Annotated in this window: 17 protein-coding genes and 1 tRNA gene; 10 read left to right on the top strand and 8 right to left on the bottom strand. The window is 67.8% G+C overall.

Annotated elements, in window-relative coordinates; translation table 11 throughout:
- Nucleotides 1–5: 5 nt before the first annotated feature.
- A complete protein-coding gene (locus tag NS4_RS13650) occupies nucleotides 6–665 on the bottom strand; it encodes a response regulator (protein ID WP_084487197.1) in 660 nt (219 codons plus the stop codon).
- Nucleotides 662–1,675 carry a sensor histidine kinase gene (locus NS4_RS13655; RefSeq protein WP_063059984.1) on the bottom strand — a complete coding sequence of 338 codons (1,014 nt, stop codon included), beginning with the start codon at nucleotides 1,673–1,675 and terminating at the stop codon, nucleotides 662–664. Before NS4_RS13655 ends, NS4_RS13650 begins: the two co-directional genes overlap by 4 nt.
- A 175-nt stretch (nucleotides 1,676–1,850) precedes the next feature.
- On the opposite strand from NS4_RS13655, the gene NS4_RS13660 reads away from it, so the two are divergent.
- Genes NS4_RS13660 through NS4_RS13670 form a run of 3 tightly spaced genes read left to right on the top strand, consistent with a single transcriptional unit; the run spans nucleotide 1,851 to nucleotide 3,933 of the window.
- The gene (locus NS4_RS13660) at nucleotides 1,851–2,126 is read left to right on the top strand and encodes a cation:proton antiporter regulatory subunit (protein ID WP_063059985.1); all 276 of its coding nucleotides are present in this window, start codon (nucleotides 1,851–1,853) and stop codon (nucleotides 2,124–2,126) included.
- A complete protein-coding gene (locus NS4_RS13665; protein ID WP_245665362.1) occupies nucleotides 2,123–2,620 on the top strand; it encodes a CBS domain-containing protein in 498 nt (165 codons plus the stop codon). Before NS4_RS13660 ends, NS4_RS13665 begins: the two co-directional genes overlap by 4 nt.
- Nucleotides 2,621–2,649: 29 nt before the next feature.
- Nucleotides 2,650–3,933 (top strand): ArsB/NhaD family transporter, encoded by a 1,284-nt coding sequence (locus NS4_RS13670; RefSeq protein ID WP_063059882.1) that lies wholly within the window; start codon nucleotides 2,650–2,652, stop codon nucleotides 3,931–3,933.
- Between the two features lie 101 nt (nucleotides 3,934–4,034).
- On the opposite strand, the gene NS4_RS13675 is transcribed toward NS4_RS13670, so the two are convergent.
- Nucleotides 4,035–5,357: an NtaA/DmoA family FMN-dependent monooxygenase gene (locus tag NS4_RS13675; protein ID WP_063059883.1), complete on the bottom strand. Its 1,323-nt coding sequence runs from the start codon at nucleotides 5,355–5,357 to the stop codon at nucleotides 4,035–4,037.
- A gap of 374 nt (nucleotides 5,358–5,731) precedes the next feature.
- A complete protein-coding gene (locus NS4_RS13685) occupies nucleotides 5,732–7,156 on the bottom strand; it encodes a WGR domain-containing protein (protein WP_063059885.1) in 1,425 nt (474 codons plus the stop codon).
- A 198-nt stretch (nucleotides 7,157–7,354) separates the two neighbouring features.
- On the opposite strand from NS4_RS13685, the gene NS4_RS13690 reads away from it, so the two are divergent.
- The 3 genes from NS4_RS13690 to NS4_RS13700 all read left to right on the top strand — a co-directional run bounded on the left by NS4_RS13690 (nucleotide 7,355) and on the right by NS4_RS13700 (nucleotide 10,345).
- A complete protein-coding gene (locus tag NS4_RS13690) occupies nucleotides 7,355–8,524 on the top strand; it encodes an NAD(P)/FAD-dependent oxidoreductase (RefSeq protein ID WP_063059886.1) in 1,170 nt (389 codons plus the stop codon).
- A gap of 148 nt (nucleotides 8,525–8,672) precedes the next feature.
- A complete protein-coding gene (gene pip, locus NS4_RS13695; RefSeq protein WP_063059887.1) occupies nucleotides 8,673–9,686 on the top strand; it encodes a prolyl aminopeptidase in 1,014 nt (337 codons plus the stop codon).
- A gap of 176 nt (nucleotides 9,687–9,862) precedes the next feature.
- Entirely contained in the window at nucleotides 9,863–10,345 is a 483-nt protein-coding gene (locus NS4_RS13700; RefSeq protein WP_063059888.1) for a nuclear transport factor 2 family protein, read from the top strand.
- Nucleotides 10,346–10,375: 30 nt separating this feature from the next.
- Here the strand turns inward: NS4_RS13700 and NS4_RS13705 are convergent, their stop codons facing one another.
- Together NS4_RS13705 and NS4_RS13710 are read right to left on the bottom strand one after the other, a co-directional pair.
- Complete coding sequence (locus NS4_RS13705) at nucleotides 10,376–11,536, bottom strand: alkane 1-monooxygenase (protein WP_063059889.1); 1,161 nt, start codon at nucleotides 11,534–11,536, stop codon at nucleotides 10,376–10,378.
- A 244-nt stretch (nucleotides 11,537–11,780) separates the two neighbouring features.
- Nucleotides 11,781–13,067, bottom strand: a complete 1,287-nt coding sequence (locus tag NS4_RS13710; RefSeq protein WP_084487199.1) for a lipase family protein — start codon at nucleotides 13,065–13,067, stop codon at nucleotides 11,781–11,783.
- A 514-nt stretch (nucleotides 13,068–13,581) separates the two neighbouring features.
- On the opposite strand from NS4_RS13710, the gene NS4_RS13720 reads away from it, so the two are divergent.
- Nucleotides 13,582–14,088 (top strand): GNAT family N-acetyltransferase, encoded by a 507-nt coding sequence (locus NS4_RS13720; protein ID WP_245665364.1) that lies wholly within the window; start codon nucleotides 13,582–13,584, stop codon nucleotides 14,086–14,088.
- A 228-nt stretch (nucleotides 14,089–14,316) separates the two neighbouring features.
- On the opposite strand, the gene NS4_RS13725 is transcribed toward NS4_RS13720, so the two are convergent.
- A tRNA-Ile gene (locus NS4_RS13725) sits at nucleotides 14,317–14,390 on the bottom strand.
- A gap of 136 nt (nucleotides 14,391–14,526) precedes the next feature.
- On the opposite strand from NS4_RS13725, the gene NS4_RS13730 reads away from it, so the two are divergent.
- From NS4_RS13730 to NS4_RS13740, 3 genes are all read left to right on the top strand, one after another.
- On the top strand, nucleotides 14,527–14,976 hold the full coding sequence (locus tag NS4_RS13730; RefSeq protein WP_063059893.1) for a nitroreductase family deazaflavin-dependent oxidoreductase: 450 nt from the start codon (nucleotides 14,527–14,529) through the stop codon (nucleotides 14,974–14,976).
- Nucleotides 14,977–15,977: 1,001 nt separating this feature from the next.
- Nucleotides 15,978–16,511 (top strand): UCP032817 domain-containing protein, encoded by a 534-nt coding sequence (locus NS4_RS13735; protein WP_063059894.1) that lies wholly within the window; start codon nucleotides 15,978–15,980, stop codon nucleotides 16,509–16,511.
- 105 nt (nucleotides 16,512–16,616) lie between these two features.
- Nucleotides 16,617–17,288 carry a VTT domain-containing protein gene (locus NS4_RS13740; protein WP_157106041.1) on the top strand — a complete coding sequence of 224 codons (672 nt, stop codon included), beginning with the start codon at nucleotides 16,617–16,619 and terminating at the stop codon, nucleotides 17,286–17,288.
- Between the two features lie 24 nt (nucleotides 17,289–17,312).
- Here NS4_RS13740 and NS4_RS13745 read toward each other — a convergent pair whose 3' ends face one another.
- Nucleotides 17,313–18,848: an aldehyde dehydrogenase family protein gene (locus NS4_RS13745; protein WP_063059896.1), complete on the bottom strand. Its 1,536-nt coding sequence runs from the start codon at nucleotides 18,846–18,848 to the stop codon at nucleotides 17,313–17,315.
- Nucleotides 18,849–18,957 lie beyond the last annotated feature (109 nt).

Raw genomic sequence — 18,957 nt, forward strand, 5'->3', positions numbered from 1 at the left:
CGTGTTCAGGGCTCGATGAGTCCGGCGCGGATGGCATAGCGGGTCAGCGCCAGCCGATCGCGCAACCCCAGCTTCTGCAGGATATTGGCCCGATGCCGGTCCACGGTCTTCACACTGATGACCAGGTCACCGGCGATCTCGCGCGACGAATACCCCTCCGCGACCAGTTTGACGATCTCCTCCTCGCGCGGGGTGAGCAGACTGCTCGGCAGGGGCTCGTCGCGGTCGGCCTGCTGCAACCAGTCGCGGATCAGGGAGTTCACCGCGCCGGGATACAGATAGGACTCGCCGCGCAGTGTCGCCCGGCAGGCCTCGAGCAGATCACGGTCGGCCACGGATTTCAGTACATAGCCGGAGGCCCCCACCCGTAACGATTCGAAGAAGTACTGCTCGTTGTCGTACATCGACAGCATGAGGATCCGCACATGTGGGGCGGCACGGTGGATTTCGCGAGCGGCCTGGATCCCGGTCATCCGCGGCATGGCGATATCCAGGATCGCGAGGTCGACGGGGACGTGACCGATCTGCTGCACCGCCTCGTAACCGTTGGCGGCCTCGGCGACAACCGTGAGATCGGGTTCGGCGTCGAGGATCAATCGCAGTCCGGAGCGGACGAGCGCGTGGTCGTCGGCGAGCAGGACGCGGGCCACCGCCGGGCTCGTCACGGCGTGCTCCTTTCGCCTCGATGCGGAATCCGCAGACAGATCTCGGTGCCGTGCCCCGGGGGCGACTCGATGGCCAGGGTGGCGTCTACCAGCAGCGCGCGTTCGCGCATCCCGCGGATACCGGCACCGTCCTCGGCCACCCCGCCGCGTCCGTCGTCGCAGACCCGCAGCACCAGCGAATCGCCGAGCACACGCAGGCTCAGCCCGACCCGGTGGGCGCCGGCGTGCCGGGCGATATTGGTCAGGCTCTCCTGGGCCACCCGGTAGCAGACGAGTTCGATATCGGGGTCCAGCCGTGGCAGTTTCCGGTCGACGTCGCGGGTGACACCGATACCGGCCGTCGAGCCGAATTCGCTGCACAGCGCGCTGAGGGCGCTGGACAGGCCGAGATCGTCCAGCACATCGGGCCGCAAGCGCCGCGCGATCCCCCGTACCTCGTCCAGGCAGGCGCGCACGGTCTCCTGGGCACCGTGCAGGACGTCGACGACGTCGGCGGGAGCGCGGTCGGCGGCCCGCTTCATCGACAGCAGCGCCACGGTCAGGCTCTGGCCGATCTCGTCGTGCAGTTCCCGCGCGATCCGCCGGCGCTCGCCCTCCTGCGCGGCCAGGGCGGACGCACTGGCAGCCGCCCGTTCGGATTCGAGCCGGTCGACCATGGCGTTGAATGAGTCGATCACCCGGGACAGGTCACCGTTGCCGCGCTCGTCGAGCCGGCCGCTGCGCCGCAGCGGGTCCACCCGGCGCATGGAGACGACGAGCTGATCGAGTGGAGCCAGGCTGGTCCGCAGCAGGAAGGCGTTGGCCGCCAGGATCACCGCCAGCCCCACCGCCAGCACCGGTATCTCGGTCAGCCGCACCCGCGACGACACGGTCGCCGGCGAGACCGCCAGCACCAGGGTGCCGAGCGTGAAGACCAGTCCGTTGATGAGGAAGATCCGCCGGAACAGCGCGTCGACCGGGGTCCGGGTGTGGTGCCGGAACAGGCCGATTCCAGTAGCCGGACGGTCCATGACCTCAGTGTGGCGGTCGGTTCCCGGGCTGTCCATGGGGTGCGACACCCATCTTCCGGACACTTCGCTACACAACCCCGGCCACCGGAGATGGGTAGCGGCACCGATGGCCGCCGATATCGCCGGACGCCGAAACTGGGAACCGAGAAAACCGGCTGCGGGAGGAGCGTTCGACGTGGACATCGACCGCGGCACCATACCGGGCCAGGGCACCGTGCACCATCTGCTGACCCGCGGCGGTGATCGCTTCGCCCTGGTCACCGGCACCGACGGCGAGAAATGCCTCCACGTCTACCACACCGCCCGCGACGAACCCGTCCACTCCATCGCGCTGGGCCCCGACGAAGCCGATCAGCTCGCCGAACTGCTGCACAGCAGACCCCTGCCCGACCGGGTGGCCCGGCTGGAACGGCTGATGGACCAGTTCACCGGCGACAGGAACCGGCCATGACAACCCTTTCCCCGCACGCGCGACGGGACCATCCGATGCAAGCACACGAGATCGCGGTCCAGCTGCCGACCGTCCGCACCGGCGACCCCGTCGCCAAGGCCATGCGGTTGATGGTGGTCAACCGGCTACCCGGCCTCATCGTGGCCGACGACGCCGGTCGACCCGTGGCGGTCCTGCCCGGCACCCAGGTCCTGCGGCTGGCCATCCCCACCTCCTACCAGAACGACCCCGCGCTGGTGCGCACCATCGACGAAGTGCACGCCGGAGCGTTCTGGCGTGAACTGGGCGATCTCACCGTGAGCGACTGCCTGCCCGAACACGCGCCGCGCCCGGCCGTGGTACGCCGCGACGCCACCCTGCTGGAGATCGCCGCCCTCATGGCGCAACGGCACAGCCCCCTGGTCGCCGTGGTGGATCGCACGCGCACCCTGGTCGGCGGCATAACCCTCGAACGACTACTGATCAGCCTGGCCGTCGCCGGGCCCGATGACTGATCCGCCGGGCCGAGGGGAGGCGCGCGCCCATGAACCAGATCCTGGCGGTCGTCGTATTCGTCGGGGCGTTCTGGTTCATCGCCACCGAACGCGCGGACAAGGTGAAGGTTGTCCTGGTCGCCGCGGGGCTGATGACCGTGCTCGGTCTGATACCCGGCGAGGAGGTCTTCTACAACGCCCACGTCGGCATCGACTGGAATGTGATCTTCCTGCTGCTCGGCATGATGGTCATCGTCGGCGTCATCAAACAGACCGGGCTGTTCGACTTCCTCGCCATCTGGGCCGCGAAACGCTCCCGCGGCAGTCCGTTCCGGCTGATGGTGATGCTGATGATCATCACCGCGGTCGCCTCGCCGCTCCTCGACAATGTCACCATCATCATGCTCGTCGCGCCGGTCACCATCGTGGTGTGCGGACGGCTGGGTTTCGCCGCGCAACCGTTCCTCATCGCCGAGGTGCTCGCCGCCAATATCGGCGGCGCGGCCACCCTGGTCGGCGATCCGCCCAACATCATCATCGGTAGCCGCGCGGGCCTGACCTTCAACGATTTCCTGCTGCACATGGCCCCGGCCGTGGCCGTGATCTTCGCGCTGTTCGTGCTGTTCACCCGCTGGCTGTTCCGCGCGCATCTGCGTCACCGCTCCGAGCACATCGAGACGGTGGCGGCCCTGCAGGAACGCCGGGCCATCACCGATCCGCGCCTGCTCACCCGGGCGCTGCTCGTACTGGCCGGGGTAGTGGTGGGTTTCGGCCTGCATTCGGTGCTGCACGTGGCGCCGTCGATCATCGCGTTGCTCGGCGCGGGCGCCATGGTGCTGATCTCCCGGCTCGATATCGGCGAGATCCTGCGCGAAGTCGAATGGAGCACCCTGGTCTTCTTCATGGGCCTGTTCGTCATGGTCGCCGGTCTCGTGCACACCGGCGTGATCGAGCTCCTCGGCGACGCCGCCGTCGCCGCGTTCGGCGATAATCCGCTCTTCGCCTCGGCAGTACTGGTTTTCGGCTCAGCTGTCGTGGCCGCGTTCATCGACAACATCCCCTATACGACCACCATGGCGCCGGTGGTCGAGGGGCTGGTCGAACAGACTCCCGATCACGGGCAGAGCCGCGCGCTGTGGTGGGCGTTCGCCTTCGGCGCGGATTTCAGCGGGAACGGCACGGCGGTCGCCGCGAGCGCCAATGTGGTGGCTCTCGATATCGCGCGCCGGGCCGGGCACCGGATCACCTTCTGGCAGTTCACCAGGTACGGCATCGTGGTAACGGCGCTCAGCTGCGTCCTGGCCTGGGCTTATGTCGCGGTCCGGTATTTCTGAGCGGCCACCTGGCAGGCCACGGCACGGTCCGGTATATCCGACCGGCGCGGGCCAGGCCGCCGACCGCCAAGCCACGTTGCGGCTCAAATACTTCAGAGGGGCTACACCGCCACGCGCTCGGTATCGGCCTCGGGGAGCGGCGGCAGTTCCAGGTTCGCCCTCAGGGTGGCGCCGAGGTAGTCGGAGCCGACGATATCGCGGCGGCGTAGTTCCGGTAGCAGACCGCCTGTGACGAAATCCCGGGTGCGGGGATCGTCGAGGCCACCCAATGAGATGATGTCGAGCACTCCCGCCCGATACCTTTCTTCGATGGCATCGGCCAACTGCTCCGGCGTACCCGCCGCCGACCAGTGGCCGGTGTGCCGCGCTTCCAGTATCAGCTCACGCAGGGTGCGCCCGGAACCGGCGAGGCGCGCGAAGATCTCCACCCGTCCACGCCGTCGATGCACCGAATTTGGCTCAGGGAGAACGCTTTCCGGGAGCGGCCGGTCCAGCGGGAGATCGGAGAGGTCGACCCCGCCGCCGAGCATATCCGCGAGCAGCGCGCGGCCGGCTTCGAAATCGAACGACTCCTCCTGCTCCCGGACCAGCCGCGCGGCCTCGGCTTCGGTCGCGCCATAGGTGGCGTGAAAGGAGCTGAAAATATACGGCAGCCCCGCCGGCCGACCCAGTTCGCGGGCCCGGGCCCGGATCTTGCCGGTGTACACGCGGGCGTCGTCGAGTGTGGTGAGCGAAGTGAACACGGCCTCGGCGAAGCGGGCACCGAGTTCGATCCCGCCCGCCGACTGGCCGGCCTGGAACTGCACCGGGCGCCGCTGCGGTAGCGGCGGGATGTTCAGTGGACCGCGCACGGTGAAGTACTCGCCCCGGTAGTCGATCGGGTGCACCCGGGCCGGATCGAGTACGGCACCACCGCGGCCGTCCGGGGTGAGTGCGCCCCGCCCCCACGAGTCGAAGAGGGCGTGCACCACTTCCAGCGATTCCGCGGCACGCGCATAACGCTGTTCCGGACCGGGCAACTCCTGATCGCTGTAGTTCTCCTCGCCCAGCGACGAGGTGACGGCGTTCCAGGCGGACCGGCCGTTGCTCACATGATCGAGGGTGCCGAACAGGCGGGCCAGGTTGTAGGGGTGGTGGAAGGTGGTGGTGACCGTGGCGATCAGCCCGATCTGCTTCGTCACCGAACTCAACGCCGAGAGGTAGATCAGCGGCTCCTGCGCGCCGATCGCCCTCTGCGCGCCGAAGCCGAGCAGATCGGCCGCGAAGAGCGCGTCGAACCTGTACTCCTCGGCGACCTCGGCCACGGTGATCGCGGTGTCGAGTGTCGACCGGCCCGGGTCCACCGCCGCCGCGTAGATATCGGTACCGCCACTGACTCCGGTGACCGTTTTGAGATGCCGTCGAGGTCTGCTGCGCGATACCACCGTCCGACGATAAGGCGCAGGCCGGGGCCTCGGGCAGCCTTTCACTCACCGTGATTCGCCGGTGGTCGCGCATCGCACCGCGCCGCCCCGGCCCGCTCCGTCATCCCCCCTCGGATCACGGAGCGGCCCGACCACCCATCCATCCCCGCGGGCACCGGCCCACCCGGTCGCGGGGCGGCGGCCGGCCGTCGCCGGTCCTTCGATGGCCCGCGGGCCGATCTGGTCGGCCACTGCCCGGGCATACCGCGCGTGCGTGAGCTCCGCGGTCGCCTGCCGCACGGTGCCGTCCGCGGTGGTCCCGGGAACATATGTCCGAATTCATCAGTGCCCGACACGCTTTCGACGACGGCGAGATCGTTTTCCGCGGTGCTTGATCAGGTCAGCCGGCGGATGTCGCCGCGCACCCGGTAGAAGCCGCCGCGCGCCGATTCGGCCACCCCGTCCACCACGTAGCGGGTGCCGGCCTGCCGGATATCCCGGGGGAACTGCACATTCCATTCCCGCCGGTAGCCCGGCGAGACGATATGGACGCGCAGGCGCCCACCCACATCGATACATTCGACGACCACGCCGCCATCGGCTTCGGTGGCCACCTCCACGGTGCTGCTGGGCACCACGGCGGTCAGCGGCGGCGCCTTCACCGAGACGGTCTGCGGCAGCACACCCTGTTCGGCGTCGCGGACCGCGGTTTCGCTCACATCGAGGCAGGCCAGGGTGCCGGCGGTGGTGACGAGATACAGCCGGTCGTCGTGGTACTGCATCGAATACGCCGAACCGCAGCCGGTACCGAGTTTCCAGAGCCGGCGGCCGTCGGCGTCGAAGCAGTACACCGACGAATAGTTGTCACCGGCGAAGACATAGCGCCCGTCCGGCGAGGCCGCGCACGAGTACACCGCGGCATCGCACTGGAACGCCCGGTCGGCACGGCCGGCCTTGTCCAGCATGCGCACCTGGTTGCGCGCGGTACCGGCATACACCGCCTCGGCTTCTTGCCAGCCGAACAGCACCGCGCCGCCGGTGCCGCGGTGCCACTGGTGGTTTCCGGAGCTCAGATCGTATTTGGTGACCCCACCCGAATGCCCGTGGTACACCCCGTCCGCGTCGATGCGCACCATCCAACCCGAATCGCCGTCGCTGCGCCGCGACCACAGCGATTCCTCTTCGTGGTCGATCACGGTGAGGCCGCCCTGCACATCGGAGACCCCGAGAATGCCGTCGTGGATATCGAGCCAGTAGATATCGACGTCGGCGGCGATATCGTAGGCCGCCCGCGGCACCTTGCCCGACAGATCGTAGACCCGGCCGTCGTCGCAGCCTGCGTAGATCCAGAAGTCGTCGGCGACAATGCATTTGACCGCATCGGGCAGGCGGAAGCGACCGGTCACCGCACCTGCCGGGGTGAGCGTGAAGACGTCGCCGTTCTCGTTGCCCACCCAGCAGCGCTCGGAGTCGATGAAGATACCGAACGCCGCGGCCCCCGAATCGAAGGTCCACAGCACCGGCGCGGTCCGGGCGGTGGAACGCCCGCTGGTGATCGCGCGGCGGGTGACCGGCCGCGCCGCCCGCGCGCCCGGGACGGCGGGAGCATAGCCCTTACGGACCTTCTCGCCGATCTTCTTCTGGGCCGCCGCCTGCGCCTTGCGCGCGTCGGCGAAAGAGCTGACCTTGCTCTGCCCCTGGTCACCGATCCGCCCGTATCGGATCGTCACCCGGGTGCCGTCCACCGCGACCTCGTAGAACTTGTGCGCCGACCCTCCTTCCTCCGACAGTTCGAGATAGGTCGTGGTTGCCGTGGTCATACTGATCCCGCTCGTCGTCGTTGCGCTTCGACGCGAAAAGTAGCAACGGGCACCGACATACGGCAGATCCTCGAGATCTCACCGCGGAACCCGCAGCCACGGAGTCCGCGTGCACCGGCCGAGACGGCGCTCACACCGCGTCACGCACCCCGGCCCGCTCTCGTCTCCAGTAGTAGGAATCCAGAGAACGGAGCCACCATGCCTCAGCAGCGCACCCATGTGGTCGTGATCGGCGGCGGATACGCCGGAACCCTGGCCGTCAACCGGCTGCGCCGGCGGCCGGACCTCGAGATCACCCTGGTGAATCCGCGTCCGGATTTCGTCGAACGCATCCGGTTGCATCAGCTCGCCGCCGGTACGGGTACGGCGACCACCGGCTACCACTCCCTGCTCGGCAACGGGATCCGCCTGCTCGTCGACACCGCGACACGGATCGACACCGGTACCCGCACGATCCACACGGCCGCCGGCGCGGTACTGACCTACGACTACCTCGTCTACGCCGTCGGCAGCACCGCCGCACCGGGCTCGGCGGTTCCCGGCGCGGCCGAATTCGCCTGCTCCGTGGCAGAGCTCGAAGAAGCCCAGCGGCTGCGCGCGGCACTCGCCCGGGTCGCCGCGGATGCACCGGTCACAGTCGTCGGTGCCGGGCTGACCGGGTTGGAGATCGCCGCCGAACTCGCCGAGCGGGGCCGGACGGTGCGGTTGATCGGCGGCGGCGTACTGGGGCCCACTCTCAGCGCACCGGGCCGCCGCGCGGCGGCCGCCCGGCTACGCCGGCTGAATGTGGAGGTCTTCGACACCGCGCTCGTCGTCGAGGTCCGCCGCAACGCCGTCGTCCTCGGCGACGGCACGGTACTGCCCAGCGCGGTGACCATCTGGACCGTGGGCTTCGGGGTGCCCGATCTGGCCCGCGCCAGCGGCCTGACCACCGACGCGCTGGGCCGGCTGTGCACCGACGAAACTCTCACCAGCGTGGACGACGACCGGGTGATCGCCGCCGGGGACGCCGCGGCGCCCACCGGGCAGCCGCTGCGGATGAGCTGTCAGGCCGCGATCCCGCTGGGCGCCCAGGCCGCCGATACCGTGCTGAGCCGGCTGGCCGGCGATATCGCCGCCCCGATCGATCAGGGGTTCGCCGGATCGGCCGTCGCTCTGGGCCGTCGCGGGGCGCTCATCCAGGTGGCCCGCCGCGACGACACACCGGTGAATGCTTTCCTGTCCGGCCGGGTGGCCGCGGCGGTGAAGGAAACCATCTGCAAAGCCACGCTCTGGCAGATCCGGCGGGAGGCGGGCAAACCCGGCGCGGCGCTGTGGTTGAAAGGCGGCCCGAAGGCCGGTACGTCCGCCCCTACCGTCCCGAGGTGATACGCCCGGGCACCCGGAGAACCGGGTGGCCGGGGTCATCGGCGAGATATCGACCGGCCTTCCGTTTCCACAGCCGGGAGCGCCGGGCAGCCCTGCGTCACTGTCCACCGCGTGGGAACGGGCCAGCGGCCCACTACCGTTCCTCCGCGTGGCTACTTCCGGAAATCCGCAACAGTTTCCCCCGATCGAACCCTACGACTCGGGTCTGCTCGACGTGGGCGACGGCAACCGAATTTACTGGGAGGCCGGCGGCAACCCGCAAGGTCGCCCCGCGCTGGTGGTCCACGGCGGTCCCGGCAGCGGCGGCCACCGCAGCGCGCGCACCGGGTTCGACCCGGAGGTCTTCCGCGTCGTGCGGTTCGATCAGCGTGGCTGCGGCGCGAGCCTGCCGCACGCCGCGGACCCGGCGGTCGATATGCGGCACAACACCACCGAGCATCTGCTCGCTGATATGGAAGCGCTGCGCGAACACCTGGGTATCGACCGATGGCTGCTCTACGGCGGCTCATGGGGTTCGACGCTGATTCTCGCCTATGCCGAACGCCATCCCGAACGGGTCACCGCGATCGTGCTGGTCGGGGTGACGACGACCCGTCCCCAGGAGATCGACTGGCTCTACCACGGCCTGCGGCTGCTGCTGCCGGTCGAATGGGAGCGGTTCCGCGACGGCGCCCCGGCCGGCATCCGGGACGAAGAGCTGGTCGAAGGCTATCGGCGGCTGATAGAAGATCCGGACCCCGAGGTCCGTGCGGTGGCGGCCCAGCGGTGGTGCGCGTGGGAGGACGCGGTGATCGCGCACGAAAATCTCGGTACGCCCGGCCAGTACAGCGCGAGACCCGATGCGGCGCGGCTGGCCTTCGTCCGGATCTGCACCCACTATTTCGCCCACGCCGCCTGGCTCGAGGACGGCAGCCTGCTACGTGAGGCCCATCGGCTCGCGGGCATCCCGGGTGTGCTGATCCACGGCCGTCTCGACCTGTCCGCGCCCCTACGCACCGCCTGGGAACTCTCCCGCGCCTGGCCCGACGCCGAACTGCAGATCATCGACGACTCAGGGCACACCGGCAGCCCCGCCCTGCGCACCGCGGTGCTCGCCGCGATCGCCCGTTTCGCGGACGACCCCGCGCCCGGCGTGATCGGGTCCGAGCCGTCACACCAGTAGTTCGCCGGTCCGGCCGGAGGAGAGTAATCCCGGTGCGGCGCCGGGGTCGAAAGGCGGCCGGTTGGCCGGCGCGGTCGCCGCCACCCGGACCTGACAAGCCCACGTTCGGGATCCGCACCGAACGCGCTGTCCGAATACCGCCAGCAGGCCGCCCGTCGGGCTCCCAGAGTGGTCCCATGACCGCAACTTCCGCACCGTCGGCCCGGCTCGTCCTCGAAGGCATGTATCGCGCCGAAGCCGAATACCTCGCCGCCGGTGGACCGGGCCGTGCCTCGTTCGCCACGCTCGCGCCGTTCTTCGCCCCGGACGTCGAACTCCACCAGGCCGACGGTCTGCCCTACGGTGGCATCTGGCGTGGCCATGCCGGTATGGAGCGATTCTTCCTCGCCATGAGCACCACCTGGGACCGCTTCGATATGGCCGAGCAGACAATGCTGTCCGACTCGGGCCCGCTCGTGGTCCGCACCCATGTGCACGCCCGGTCCCGCGCCACCGGCCGCGCACTGGATTTCCCCATCCTGCAGACCATCGTCGTGCTCGACGGACTGATCACCGAAGTACACCCGTTCTACTGGGACACCGCGGCCATCGCCGCCGCCTGCACACCGTCGTCCGAGCAACCGCCGGCGAACCTGCCCGGACCGAAGAACCGACGGTAGCCGGCGGTGAGCCGGTCCACCGCTGTGCCGTCACACCAGTAATTCTCCGGACCGACCGGACGCGTCACTCGGGCTCCTGCGCGGTTTCCTGTTGACCAGCGTCAGGTCGCCGCCGTAGTGGGCGAGAAGCCGGCGATCCATGACCTTGCGCCACAGCGGTGGAACGGCCGCGAGCAGAACCATGGTGGCGTAACCGAAGGGCAGCTGTGGGGCCTCGTCGGAACTGCGCAGCGTCTGGTAGCGGCGGCCGGGATTCGCGTGATGGTCGCTGTGGCGCTGGAGGTGGAGAAGAAAGACATTGGTGACCAGGCGGTCGCTGTTCCAACTGTGACGCGGTGCGCACCGCTCGTAACGGCCGTCGGCGCGGCGCGCTCGTAGCAGACCGTAGTGCTCGAGGTAGTTCACGGTCTCGAGCAATGCGATACCGATCACGGCCTGCAGGATCAGGTAGGGAATGACGACGGGTCCGAAGACGAGAATCATCGAACCGAACACCACCACGCTCATCGACCATGCCTGCAGCAGATGATTGTCCCGGCTGAACCACTTCTTGCCCTTGCGGGACAGACGCTCCCGTTCCAGAGTGAGTGCCGAGCGAAAGCCGCCCACCGCGCTGCGCGGTATGAAGGCCCACAGCGGCTCACCGAACCGGGCGCTCGCGGGATCCTCGGGGGTGGCGACCCGGACATGATGGCCGCGGTTGTGCTCGACGAAGAAATGGCCGTACGCGGATTGCGCGAGTGCGATTTTCGCCAGCCAGCGTTCGCCATTCTCGACCCGATGGCCGAGTTCGTGGCCTGCGTTGATGCCGATACCGGAGACAATTCCCAGCGTGACGGCCAGCCCCAGTTTGTCGACGAGCCCCAGTTCGGTACCCGACCACATGTATCCCGCGATAGCCAGGCCGATGAACTGCATCGGCAGGAAGAGGAATGTGCACCAGCGGTAATAACGATCGTTGGACAATGCCTCGTAGTCTTCGTCCCGCGGGCTGATTCCGTCGCAGCCCACCACGATGTCCAGCACCGGAATCACCACGAACACGAGGATCGGGCCGATCCACCAGAACAGTGCGAGCCCGGTCATGTGCACCAGTTGCCCCGGCAACAACGCACAGCCGGGTGCCACGGTGCTCAGAATCCAGAGATAGCGTTTGTGATCGCGCGCGTTTCTGCGTCTGAGTGGTGTCATATCCGTCTCGCTCGTTCAACCGGCACATTCATCCGGGTATGGCTGCTGACAACGGGTAACGCCGACCCGCCGCATATCTCGATACCTTCGACCGCGTCGGTCCGGGACGGAAACCGCCCGTGGAGCGACTGTGGCCGGGCATGGTACCGAGACCATGCATGCGATCAGCCGAGGACGCGTGAGGAGTGGAAGGTCTACTGCCCGCTCGGGATATCGGAGTGTCGGATCGGTCGTGTTTCGGAGACTAGGGTAAGGCCGCGCAGTTCACGGGGGCCGGCACGTCGGCGAGGCGATCGGTCACCCACTGCTGCGAGGTCATCAGCGACGGGAAGAAAGCCACATCGTGGGTGCCCAGCAATCCAGCGGATATAGGCGGCAGGGCAGCGTCCGATTCCAGCTGAACGGCCGCGCCGCCACCGCACCAACTCGAGGCCATACTGTGCACGGCCGGGTACGGAGCGCCCTCATCGTGGCGCGCCGAGTAGATCCGGACCGGCACCGCGGGGGCGGCCCCGCCGAGCCGCTGCTCGTCGAATGCCCTTTTCAGCTCCGGGGAGCCGTCGATCACGGCCGTGAGAGGCAGCCCGCTGGTGGTCCATTGCGTTGTGCTCTGCGGTTGCGTGAAACTGCTGGACAGACCGCCGCATTTGCCGATCGCCTCGTTCAGGATCGCCTTGCCGGTGTTGTTGAGCGCGGCGTCGAGCACCGGACGGGTATCGGGATAATCGGCGGCGATACCGTTGACGATCCATGCGATGGCCGTTGCGACACCGGGGCGGCCGTCGAAGCGGGCGATGTAATCCTGGGGCCCGACCAGGGGTCCGCCCACGTAGGCGCCGCGCAGGTTCAGGTCGGGGGCATATTTCGGCTGCAGCTCGGCCGCGGCCGCGGAAGCCATTCCGCCCTGGGAGTAGCCGTAGAGTACGACGGGCGAGTTGGGTCCGAGTCCGGTGTCGGGCAACCGCAACGCCGCACGCGCGGAGTCCAGTACCGCGTAGCCTTGAGTCTTGCGGTTGAGGAAATTGTGGATGCCCGGCGCGCCGAGATCGTGATAGTCGGTGATCACCACCCCCATGCCGCGAGCGAGCAGCTGATAGATCGCGATGACGTCGTATTCGAAGAGCAGATCGGCCGGCGGCTGGAACCGGACCACCTGTGACAGCATCGCCGAGGGCGCGCACTCGGCGCTCTGCCCCTGGGTGCCGCCCGCATACGCCACCAGCGGCCGGTCCCCGGGGCCGGTCCACGGCGCGAGTGGCTCCAGATACGTTCCCACCACCGTGGTCGGCGCCTCATGGGTGTCGCTGCTGGCGTAGGTGAGGCGTATCGACCTCGCCGGTACCGTCCCGGGTACTCCCGGGGCCGCCACCGCCAGTTGCGAGGCTTCGGCACGGAGCAGGTCGCCCCCGGCGCCTTGAGACTGCAGCGCCGCCGGTTGCGTCCATGCCGGTGGTGCGGTGACCGCCCCACCACCGGCGACGATGAGGGTTCCTGTCAGCACTGCAACCCAGGCACGTTTTTCGCTCTTCATACCGATCCTTCATGCGAGTAGTTCATGCAGGGCAGTTATCGAGCCAAAACCACGATTGCCGCGGACGCAGCACGACGCTGTCGGTCAGCGGACCATCGGCCGAACCGGTGACGCTTCGTTCCAACAGATCAGATCGAATACCGCGAGTATCTCTGTTCGAGCGCGGAACCAGGCACGTACGCACCTCGTGCCGCCGAGGCCTCAGCCTATGCCATGCGGCAGACACAGGCCCGGAAGCTCTCGCTTCGTTTCGGCAACGGTCGAGGCAATGGTCGATGGCATCCGGCCCACGCCGGCACCGCGCTGCTCACCGTGCCCTCCGACCATTCGCCCCGCCACGGGACCGACTCTGTCGATCGGCGTCGGCGCGTCGGTGACCGCGGCCCGGACCTGGTCGACGACCACCCGTCGGCCCTGTACGAGCTGGTGGGGTGGTTCCGAGCACCACTCGATACGTGGCCCGCCCCGCCGGAATTCCGTTGACACCTCTGCGCCCGACCGGCAACCTCCCGATGTGCGAGAGAACCCGATGTCGATCGAGCTGGAGCCGCTGACCGAGAACAATCTCCCAGCGCTGCTGGAGGCCGCCGTGGCCGATGCCGACCCACTGGAGGTCATGCCCCCGGTGGCCGGGGAGCCGGGATGGACCGCTCACCGCAAACAGGCATTCCTGCAATTCCACCGCGGCCGCGCACTTCGCACCGAAGGGCCGGTGGAACTCACCTACGTCATCACGGTCGACGGCCGGGCTGTCGGCGCGGCGCGACTGGAATATCGGGGCGATGCGTCCGAGGCCGGAATCTGGATCGGCCGCTCCTACCGCGGACGTGGGGTCGGCCGCGCGGTTGCCGGAAAACTTCGGATCGCTGCCGCAGCCGCCGGTGTCCGGCGCATTGTCGCGGTCACCACCGACGACAATACGGCCGCACGACACCTACTTCCGGCAGGGACGCCGGTGGGCGAGGACGGTGCGGTCAGGGCAGCCATCGACCTCGAACAAGGCGAGAGGGAGCACGGCTGAGAGATCCGACCGGATCACCAGCTATCCGAGATGACGTGTAGGCGTCGGGCTTGCGCCCGGTTCGTCGCCACAGATGTACTGACGTCCAGGTCCGCCGGCTCACGTAAGTCGTTCGGATCCATCCCGAGACGGCGGAACATCACCAGAAGAAATACAGGGCTGATCGGGCACCGTACGAATGAACCTCGGTTCCGAGGTTTCATATCTCTGCTGGTAGAACCCTCTTTGTGGGGCGGGTGGGGCTCGAACCCACGACCAATGGATTATGAGTCCACGGCTCTAACCGACTGAGCTACCGCCCCTGGCTGCGACCTGGGGTCGCAACTGTGGGATGGTACCCGGTTGCCGTGGCGGGGGCCAGTTGGTCGGCCGCAGGGGGGCGGTGGAGCGCCGGGACCGTGGCTAGGGTGGGGTTGTTGCCGGAGCGGAGGAGGGCGCGTGGCGAAGTTGTTCGTGCGGGCGTTGCAGGTGCATCAGTGGCTGTACGAGAAGAGCGGCGGGCTGGTGGGGCATCGGCTGCTGTTCGGTAATCCGACGCTGCTGCTGCGGACCGTGGGGCGCAAGACGGGGTCGGCGCGGACGTCGGCGCTGACCTACGCCAGGGACGGGGCGGATTATCTGGTCACCGCCTCGAACGGCGGGTCGCCGCGGCCGCCGGGGTGGCTGGCGAATGTGCGGGCGCGGCCGGAGTGCGAGATCCAGGTCGGGCGGCGCGCGTTCCCGGTTCGGGCCCGGGTCACTCTGCCCGACGATCCGGAGTACGCGCGCCGCTGGGGGTTGGTGGACGCTGCGAATCAGGGCCGGTACAGCGAGTACCAGAAGATGACGAAGCGTCCGATTGCTGTGGTCGTGCTATCGCCCGCGAGTGGTGCGGGTCAGTCGGAGTAGCTCTCCGAGCCGACCCGCGCACGCGCTCTCCGGGGGCGGAGATCCTCCGGGGGGCGACTGGCGAGATGGACTACGGAGGCAACAAGAATCAGGATCGCGAGCACTACCAATGCGGTAACCACGGCAGGCACAGTAACGATTGCCGGGGTGGTGTTGCACCCCAGAACGCTCTATGGTGTGTCCGCCGAATCCGGCCAACCGGAGACTGTTTCGCCGGAAATGACGGATTTACGCATTACCCCGCACACAGCCGGACATTTTTGCATGCGATCCGAAAACCCTTGATGCGGTGTGAAATTGCACAGTTCCACCGATACCGAATCGGTATGAGTGCAACACGCCGACCGTTTCCCACTCACGGGACGAGCTGCAGGAAAGTCCCAATCCAAGTCGCATAATTTGTGCAGTCCTACAACAGGTTTGACCTACCCGGCGCGAAATATTAAACGCAACTTGGAGTTACAGCCATAAGAGATGGCGGCGTCGAAACCTGGGAATTTCGCTCGGCGCCAGGTACTTCAGGAGTGCTGCCGGACGAACCATTGCCGCCCCTCGTTATGACGACGAACCGCCGCCACAGCTACTCCCACCCCCGCAACTACTTCCACCAGCACAGCCGCTGCAACTACCGCCGCCTCCACACGACCCGGCATCACCGCGATCCTGAGGAGCCGAACGGCTGTCACCGAATCGGCGATGGGCGCCGGAATAGTGAACCCCCGAATAAGCGCCTCCGGAGTAGTAGCCTCCGGAGATTTCAGAGGCCCGGCTCCTGACCGCCTCGACGATCGCATAGTTGGTCCCCGCCACCGCCCCGACGCACAGGACGCCGAACGCCGGCAGAACGAACAACGCGACGAACAGTTCCATTTCCCAAAGGATCGGCCGATGCGCGTGCCGCATATGGGGATTCGCAGCATGCACGCCGAGGAAGCGCCGCGCACAGGCGGTCGGGATCGCGGTGGCCTGGCTCCGATCCCATGCCGGGCGATAATGACACAATGTTCACCTCTGCCGCATTCCGGCGCCGGCGCGGCACCGATCCGGCCGCCGTAGCGCGCGTGGTCGGTGAGCTGGAACTTCCCGACGCCGTTTTCAAGACCTGCCCATGGCAGCCGCGGGCGCTCATCGATAATGGTCTACGCCAGTGGCTGCGGTGCTGCGGACCGGCGCTGGCCGATGGCCAGGTGATCGGAATGCCGTCGCACGCGGTGGACGAGGCATGGCACGGCCTGATCCTGTGCACCCGGCGGTACGCGGAATTCTGCGACCGGGCCTACGGGCGGTTCCTGCACCACTATCCGGATGGTGGGGGCCCCGAGACCGCCGGGCCGGCGGAGACGGCGGGACGACTGGGCCGGACCGTGGTGGCGTGGTCGCTGGTCGCCCGGCCCGGCGAGGAATGCGTATTGTGGGATCTGGACTCCAGGGTCGGCGTGCAGCATCCCTGGGGAATTCCGGCGCGGCGAGTCGCGGAGATCGAGGAGTCACTGCGGCGGGCCGGCGCCCATCGAGGGGCTATCGGCCCGCGATAACTTCACCAATCGGGCAATCCGGATCAAACCGACGCGTTCCGCTGCGGTATCTTCGGCGGGGTGAGTTACTCAGCCGTCGCAGCGGCCACCACCGAACTTGCCCTGATGCCGGGTTTTCTGGACCCGGTGAATCTGCTCAACTCGTTCGGCACCTGGGTACTGCTGGGTCTGCTGGTCGTGGTGTTCATCGAGTCGGGCCTGCTCTTCCCGCTACTGCCGGGTGATTCACTGCTGTTCACCGCAGGACTCATCGCGGCCTCCAAGTCCGCCGAGATCGAGCCGTTCGCGCCGATCGGGGTACTACTGGTGCTGATCCCGATCGCGGCGATCGCCGGCGATCAGGTGGGCTACCTGATCGGCGCCAAGGGCGGCACCGCGCTGTTCAAGAGCGACGACGCGAAGATACTCAAGAAGTCCTACATCGACGAATCGCACGCGTTCTTCGAGAAGCACGGGCCGATCACCATCGTGCTCGCCCGGTTCGTGCCGATCGTGCGCACCTACGCGCCACTGGTCGCGGGCGCGGCCAGGATGAAGTACTCGGTGTTCTTCACCTACAACGTCATCGGCGGTGTGCTGTGGGGCGCCGGGGTCACCATGCTGGGCTATCTGCTCGGCCAGATCGCGATCGTGCGCGACAATGTCGACCTGATCTTCCTGCTCATCGTGGCCGTCTCGGTGCTCCCGATCGTCTGGGAGGTCGTCAAACGCTATCGCTCCGGCCGCGGGAAGTCCGCCGCGGACGAGGACGAACCCGCCGATCACCCGGCCGCCTGATCGCACAGGCGGCCGGGCCACCGGTCAGCGCACCAGGCGGCGCAGGATTTTGTTGCCGAACAGGGTGCCGATGGTCTTCTCCAGCGTGGCGGCGGTGGCCTCGCTGTAGGGGTACCAGATGTTCTCCTTCTTCAGGCCCCACCGGTCCAGCAGCACCGGCTGCGGGTGCGCGAAGCCGCGCAGCGCGTCCCGGCCGTTGACCAGGCCCAGGCCGCTGTCCTTGCGGCCGCCGAAGGGCGCCTCGGCGACGCCGTAGATCACCGACGCGTCGTTCTGCACCACCGACCCGGTCTTGAGCTGTTTGGCCAGCCGCACGACCTTGGCCTTGTCCTTGGTGAACACACTGCCGCTGAGGCCGTACTGGCAGTCGTTGGCCATTCTCACGGCCTCTTCCTCGTCCCGGACGCGCATGATCGCGACGACCGGGCCGAAGGTCTCCTGCTGCATGATGTCCATATCGTGGGTGACGTCCACGACCACCGTCGGCTTGAAGAACACGCCCTCGGCGGTATCGGATTCGCCGCCGAGCAGCACGGTGGCGCCCTTGGCCTTGGCGTCCTCGACGTGCTTCTCGACAATCTCGAGCTGCCGGTCCCAGAACAGCGGGCCGACATCCTTGCCCACGGCGCCGTAGGTCACCTCGGCGGCGCGTTTGCGAACCTCCTCGATGAACCGGTCGGCGATGCTCTCCACCACGTAGATCCGCTCGACCCCGACACAGACCTGACCGGTGTTGAACATCGAAAGATACACCGCACCGAGCGAGGCGCGGTCCAGGTCGGCATCGGCGCAGACGATCATCGCGTCCTTGCCGCCGAGTTCCAGAGTGACCGGGATCAGCCGGCCCGCGCAGGCCGCGGCGATCTTCTTGCCGGTGCCGACACTGCCGGTGAACGAGATCTTGTCGACATCGCCGTTCACCAGGGCCGCGCCGGTCTCGCCGTCACCGTGCACGACCTGCAGGACGTCCTCGGGAACGCCGGCTTCGTGCAGCACCTTGACCGCCCACTCCCCCGAGTGCGGGGTGACCTCGGACGGTTTGAGCACCACCGAGTTGCCGGCCAGCAGGGCCTGGGCGATCGGGTTCAGCGAGAGGATGAACGGGCCGTTCCAGGGCGTGATGACACCGACCACGCCGAGCGGCTGATAGTTGATGACGAGTTTCTTCAGCGGCAGCATGTAGCCGTGCAGGCGGCGCTTCTCGTCGGCCAGATCCTTGGTGGCGCGGCCGCTCCAGTAGTTCAGGAAATCGCAGGCGGGCACCATTTCCACGGCCAGCGCCTCGACCCGCGGTTTACCGGTCTCCTGCATCACCGTTTCGACGATCTCGTCGCGGCGGGCCAGTAGCACCGAGACCGCGTTGCGGATGATCGCGGCACGTTCGGCGACCGGTCGGGCGGCCCAGCCGGGCTGCGCGGCGCGCGCCGTGGCCAGGACCGCGGCCACATCGTCGGCCGTGCTCACCTCGATCTCGCCGACGCGTTCGCGGGTAGCGGGGCTGCGCAGCTCGAGCCGCCGGCGTCCCTCGGCGGTCGGCTCCAGCTGTTCAACGATGGCCATGGTGATCTCTCCTCACCGGAGGAATTGGAACAGGTTCTACTTGAATTCGGAGCTTACGTCATGCGCGCGGGCGACGCACCGGGGATCGCCCGAACAAGTCCGGACTACC

It is taken from the genome of Nocardia sienata NBRC 100364 (assembly GCF_001613205.1).
Lineage (GTDB): Bacteria > Actinomycetota > Actinomycetes > Mycobacteriales > Mycobacteriaceae > Nocardia > Nocardia sienata.

Bases quoted from the DNA above. Each gene is read 5' to 3' on its own strand.
- NS4_RS13655 (WP_063059984.1), bottom strand. From the start codon at position 1,675: ATGGACCGTCCGGCTACTGGAATCGGCCTGTTCCGGCACCACACCCGG.
- NS4_RS13665 (WP_245665362.1), top strand. From the start codon at position 2,123: ATGACAACCCTTTCCCCGCACGCGCGACGGGACCATCCGATGCAAGCA.
- NS4_RS13670 (WP_063059882.1), top strand. From the start codon at position 2,650: ATGAACCAGATCCTGGCGGTCGTCGTATTCGTCGGGGCGTTCTGGTTC.
- NS4_RS13685 (WP_063059885.1), bottom strand. From the start codon at position 7,156: ATGACCACGGCAACCACGACCTATCTCGAACTGTCGGAGGAAGGAGGG.
- NS4_RS13690 (WP_063059886.1), top strand. From the start codon at position 7,355: ATGCCTCAGCAGCGCACCCATGTGGTCGTGATCGGCGGCGGATACGCC.
- NS4_RS13700 (WP_063059888.1), top strand. From the start codon at position 9,863: ATGACCGCAACTTCCGCACCGTCGGCCCGGCTCGTCCTCGAAGGCATG.
- NS4_RS13705 (WP_063059889.1), bottom strand. From the start codon at position 11,536: ATGACACCACTCAGACGCAGAAACGCGCGCGATCACAAACGCTATCTC.
- NS4_RS13710 (WP_084487199.1), bottom strand. From the start codon at position 13,067: ATGAAGAGCGAAAAACGTGCCTGGGTTGCAGTGCTGACAGGAACCCTC.
- NS4_RS13735 (WP_063059894.1), top strand. From the start codon at position 15,978: ATGTTCACCTCTGCCGCATTCCGGCGCCGGCGCGGCACCGATCCGGCC.
- NS4_RS13740 (WP_157106041.1), top strand. From the start codon at position 16,617: ATGCCGGGTTTTCTGGACCCGGTGAATCTGCTCAACTCGTTCGGCACC.
- NS4_RS13745 (WP_063059896.1), bottom strand. From the start codon at position 18,848: ATGGCCATCGTTGAACAGCTGGAGCCGACCGCCGAGGGACGCCGGCGG.